The organism is Thermoanaerobaculia bacterium (genome assembly GCA_035260525.1).
Classification (GTDB): Bacteria; Acidobacteriota; Thermoanaerobaculia; order UBA5066; family DATFVB01; genus DATFVB01.
The window spans coordinates 1-4,393 of record DATFVB010000074.1 but is presented as its reverse complement, the minus strand read 5'-3'; the positions used below and the strand labels follow the sequence as shown (position 1 = coordinate 4,393).

The following is a 4,393-nucleotide window of genomic DNA, read 5'->3' as shown; positions in this document are numbered from 1 at the left end:
TCCTAGGATGCCACGAAATCCTGCGGGATGGGAGCGGGAGCGGCGTTCTTCATCGCCGAGAGGGGCGACGAGACTCGCGGATCGGGGATCGAAAACGCGGTCCGGACCCGTATGGCGGCGCACATCGTCCGCGCCGACCGGCCCGATGATAGGTTGTCGGCGCTTGAAGACCGTATTCTTCACCGGCGCGACCGGGTTCGTCGGGAGCCACGCGGCGCGGCTCTTCCTTTCGCAGGGATGGAAGGTCAGGGCGCTCGTTCGCCGTCCCGAGCGGCCGGGTCTCCTGCCCGCAGGGGCGGAGGTCGTCGCGGGGGACCTCGCCGATGGCGGGTACCGGAAGGCGCTCGAGGGATCCGACGTGATCGTGCACGTGGCGGGGACGACGAAAGCCCGTTCCCTCGAGGAGTACGCGGCGTCGAACACGCGCGGCACCGAAGCGCTCGTTCGCGCCGCCTCGGACGCCGCCGCGTCGGCCCGTTTCGTCCTCGTCTCCTCCCAGTCGGCGGCCGGGCCGTCCCGCGGCGGGTCGCCCGTGCGGGAGGAGGACGCGCCCGCTCCGGTGTCGTGGTATGGGATCTCGAAGCTCGAAGGGGAGCGCGCCGTCGAGCGCGGATGGGAAGGAAGCTGGACGATCGTGCGCCCCTCGGTCGTCTATGGCGCGGGCGATTCGGGGATGCTCCAGCTCTTCTCGACGGTCGCGGGAGGATGGGCTCCGGTGCTCGCGGGCGGTCGCCGGCGGATCCAGCTCATCTGGGCGCCGGACCTCGCCCGCGTCCTGTTCTCCGCCGCGACGCGTCCGGAGCTCGAGGGACGGCGCGGCTTCGCCGCCGGGCCGCCCCTGACGATGGCCGAGCTCGTCGAGTACGTCGCGGCCCTCCGGCGGCCTCCCGCGCGGCGCGTACCCATCCCCGCCATCGCGATCCGTGGCGCCGGCTGGATCGAGACCTTTCGCGAGACGATCACGGGGAAATCGCGGCCGTTCAACCGCGACAAGGCGCGCGAGATCCTTCAGCCGGACTGGGTGTGCGATGCGATCCCGCTCCTGCGCGACGCGGGTGTGGAGGAGCTGCGGCCGTGGCGCGAGGGGATCGCGGAGACGATCGGCTGGTACCAGCGGGAAGGGTGGATCCGCCCGGCTTTCGGCGAATTGTAAATTTTGCTAAACTCCGCCCTGTCGGAGGTCATCGAGGCTCGCGGACCACGGTCGATTCGTGGTCGTCGGGAGCGAGGCCTCCATTGAGGAGGGCCGGCCGTGCGAAGACTCGCGGTCCCGGTGGCGCCCGAAAAGAGGAAGGTGTCCTTCTTCGACAAGTGCCGGAGCTATGACGAGCCCGACCGCCTCATGGCGGCCGGCCTCTTTCCTTACTTCCGCGTCATCGAGTCCGCCCAGGACCCGGAGGTCCGGATCGCCGGACGCACCCTCGTCATGCTCGGCTCGAACAATTATCTCGGTCTCACCAACCACCCGAAAGTGAAGGAGGCCGCCGCGCAGGCGGTCGTCCGTTACGGATCGGGGTGCGCCGGGAGCCGGTTCTTGAACGGGACACTCGGGATCCACATCGAGCTCGAGGAGAAGCTCGCGCGCTTCATGGGGAAGGAGGCCGCGGTCACCTTCTCGACGGGCTTCCAGGTCAACCTGGGGGCCATCGCCTGCCTCGTCGAGCGCGGCGATTTCGTCTACCTCGACAAGCAGGACCATGCCTGCATCATCGACGGCGCCCGCCTCTCGTTCGGAACCACGAAGAAGTTCGCCCACAACGACGCCTCCGACCTGCGCCGGCTGATGGACGACGGCGGGCACAAGGGGCGCCTCATCGTCGTCGACGGCGTGTTCTCGATGGAGGGCGACATCGCGAACCTCCCCGAGCTGGTCGACGTCGCCCAGCAGTTCGGCGCCGGCATCATGGTCGACGACGCGCACGGTCTGGGCGTCCTCGGCCGCCGCGGCCGCGGGACGGCGGAGCACTTCGACCTCGAGGAAGAGGTCGACCTGATCATGGGGACCTTCTCCAAGTCGCTCGCGTCGATCGGGGGATTCATCTGCGGCGACGCGGAGCTCATCCACTTCATCAAGCACCGCGCGCGGACGCTCATCTTCTCGGCGGCGCCGCCGCCCGCCTCCGTCGCCGCCGCCTCGGCGGCGGTCGACATCATCGAGAAGGAGCCCGACCGCCGCGAGCGGCTCTGGAAGAACACCCGCTTCATGATGGACGGTCTGAAGAGCCTCGGGTTCGACACGGGTCTCTCCGAGACGCCGGTCATCCCGATCATCGTCGGCGATGACGTGCGCGCGTTCGGAATGGCGAAGCGCCTCGAGGAGGAAGGGGTCTTCGTCAACTCCGTCGTCTCCCCCGCGACGCCCAAGGGGAGGGCGCTGCTCCGGACCTCGTACATGGCGACGCACACGGAGGAGCATCTCTCGCGCGCGCTCGACGCGCTCGAGAAGGTCGGGCGCGAGTTCCAGGTCATTTGAACCTCGTTTCCCTTTCCCGCGAGCGCCGCGACATCGCCCGGTTCCTCGCGGTCCCGCATCGGGTCTATGGCGCCGACCCGAACTGGGTCGCGCCGCTCGAGGACGACCTGAGGAAGGTCTTCAGCGACGCCAATCCGCTCTTCGACCACGCCGAGATGGGGCTCTGGGTCGCCGAGCGCGACGGGCGCGACGTCGGAAGGATCGCCGGCGTCGTCGACCGCGTCCACAACGACTTCCACCGCGAGCGTTCGGCGTTCTTCGGTTTCTTCGAGTCGGCCGACGACCCGTCGGTTTCCCGCGCTCTCTTCGCGGCAGTCGAGAAATGGGCCAAGGAGCGCGGAATGACGCGGCTGCTCGGCCCGATGAACCCGACGACCAACGACGAATGCGGGCTGCTCGTCGAAGGCTTCGATTCGCCGCCGGTCGTGATGATGACCTACAACCCGCGCTACTACCTCCGGCTCTTCGACGACGCGGGGCTCGTGAAGGCGAAGGACCTCCTCGCCTATCGGATTGTGCTCGCCGCGAAGCCGCTCGGGCGCCTCTCCCGTCTGGCCGCGGGGTTCGAGCGGCGGCAGGCCGACCTGCGCGTGCGGCCGATCCGGAAGAAGACCCTGAAGGCGGATCTCACGAAGGTGAAGGAGGTCTACAACGCCGCATGGGAGGACAACTGGGGGTTCGTCCCGATGACCGACGGCGACATCGACTTCATGGCCGCGCGCCTGAGGCCGCTCCTCGTCGAGGACCTCGTGCTTCTCGCCGAGACGCCTCGGGAGCCCGTCGGCTTCATGATGTCGCTCCCGGATTACAACGAGGCGATGAAGCCGCTGCGCGGGAAGCTCCTCACGCCGAAGATCTTCGGGTTCCTCGCCTACCTGCTCGGCTGGAAGAAGCCGAAGATGACGCGGCTCATCACGCTCGGGATCAAGAAGAGCCACCGCAACCGGGGCATCGACGCGGTGATGTTCTCGCACTCGCTCGAGGCGATGCTCGCGTCCGGCTACCGGGAATGCGAGGTGTCCTGGATCCTCGAGGACAACGTCATGGTGCAGCGGCCGATCGCGCTCTTCGAGGGAGAGGTCTACAAGAGGTACCGGATCTACGAAAAGCCCGTCGCCTGACGGGCGACGAATCCGAAGAACGAATTTCGAAATCCGAGACAAGCCCGAAACTCGAAATCGGAGATTCGAAACGGGGCCCGGCTTCGAGCTTTCGATTCGGGTCATTCGAGTTTGTTTCGAAATTCGCGATTCGGCTTTCGGATTTACTCCCTGACGTTCCCGGTCACCCCCGCCGACGGCTCTCCGGCGACGGCCTGCTGCGCGAGGATGAGCCGCCGTCCCTCCGTCCGGAGGGACGGGAGCTTCCAGGCGAACGCCCCGCTGCCGGCGACGCACAGCATCCCGCCCCCCGCAACGGTCCACGCGGCTCCGAAGGCGTGCGCCGAGAATCCCGCGAGCAGCGCCCCGACCGGGGCCATCCCCATGAACATCATGGAATAGACCGACATCACCCGTCCGCGCAGCTCGTCGGGCACCATCGACTGGATGAGCGTGTTGGAAGACGCCATTTCGACCATGAGGGCATAGCCGACCGGGACGAGGAGGGCGGCCGAGACCCAGACGGTGTGCGAAAAAGAGAACGCGATGAGCGCCGCGCCGAAGCCGGCAGCGGCGGCGGCGACCCACCTCCCGAGCCCGCGCAGCCCGCGGCGGAGCGCGAGCGTGAACGCGCCGAGGAGCGCGCCGGCGCCCGAGGCGCTCATGAGCGCCCCGAGCGTCCGCGCGTTCCCGTGGAGCACGCGGTCGGCGAAGATCGGCATCAGGACGGCGTAGGGCATCCCGGCGAGGCTCACGAGGCCGAGCAGCAGGAGGAGGCCTGCGATCGGTTTGGTCGTGGCCGTGTAGCGGAATCCTTCGG

At 68.2% G+C, this 4,393-nt stretch carries 4 protein-coding genes; 3 read left to right on the top strand and 1 reads right to left on the bottom strand.

What is annotated here, in order from left to right:
* The first annotated feature begins 163 nt into the window (after positions 1–163).
* The 3 genes from VKH46_03745 (at position 164) to VKH46_03735 (ending at position 3,594) form a co-directional block, all read left to right on the top strand.
* Complete coding sequence (locus VKH46_03745; GenBank protein ID HKB69930.1) at positions 164–1,153, top strand: NAD-dependent epimerase/dehydratase family protein; 990 nt, start codon at positions 164–166, stop codon at positions 1,151–1,153.
* 189 nt (positions 1,154–1,342) lie between these two features.
* Positions 1,343–2,473, top strand: a complete 1,131-nt coding sequence (locus VKH46_03740; protein HKB69929.1) for a pyridoxal phosphate-dependent aminotransferase family protein — start codon at positions 1,343–1,345, stop codon at positions 2,471–2,473.
* Positions 2,470–3,594: an N-acetyltransferase gene (locus tag VKH46_03735; protein HKB69928.1), complete on the top strand. Its 1,125-nt coding sequence runs from the start codon at positions 2,470–2,472 to the stop codon at positions 3,592–3,594. The genes VKH46_03740 and VKH46_03735 overlap by 4 nt, the downstream gene beginning before the upstream one ends.
* 143 nt (positions 3,595–3,737) lie before the next feature.
* On the opposite strand, the gene VKH46_03730 is transcribed toward VKH46_03735, so the two are convergent.
* Positions 3,738–4,393, bottom strand: a 656-nt coding sequence (locus VKH46_03730; protein HKB69927.1) for an MFS transporter, incomplete at its 5' end; no start/stop codon positions are given.

Excerpts from the sequence above, each read along its gene's own strand:
- VKH46_03740 (HKB69929.1), top strand. The coding sequence starts at position 1,343 with ATGGCGGCCGGCCTCTTTCCTTACTTCCGCGTCATCGAGTCCGCCCAG.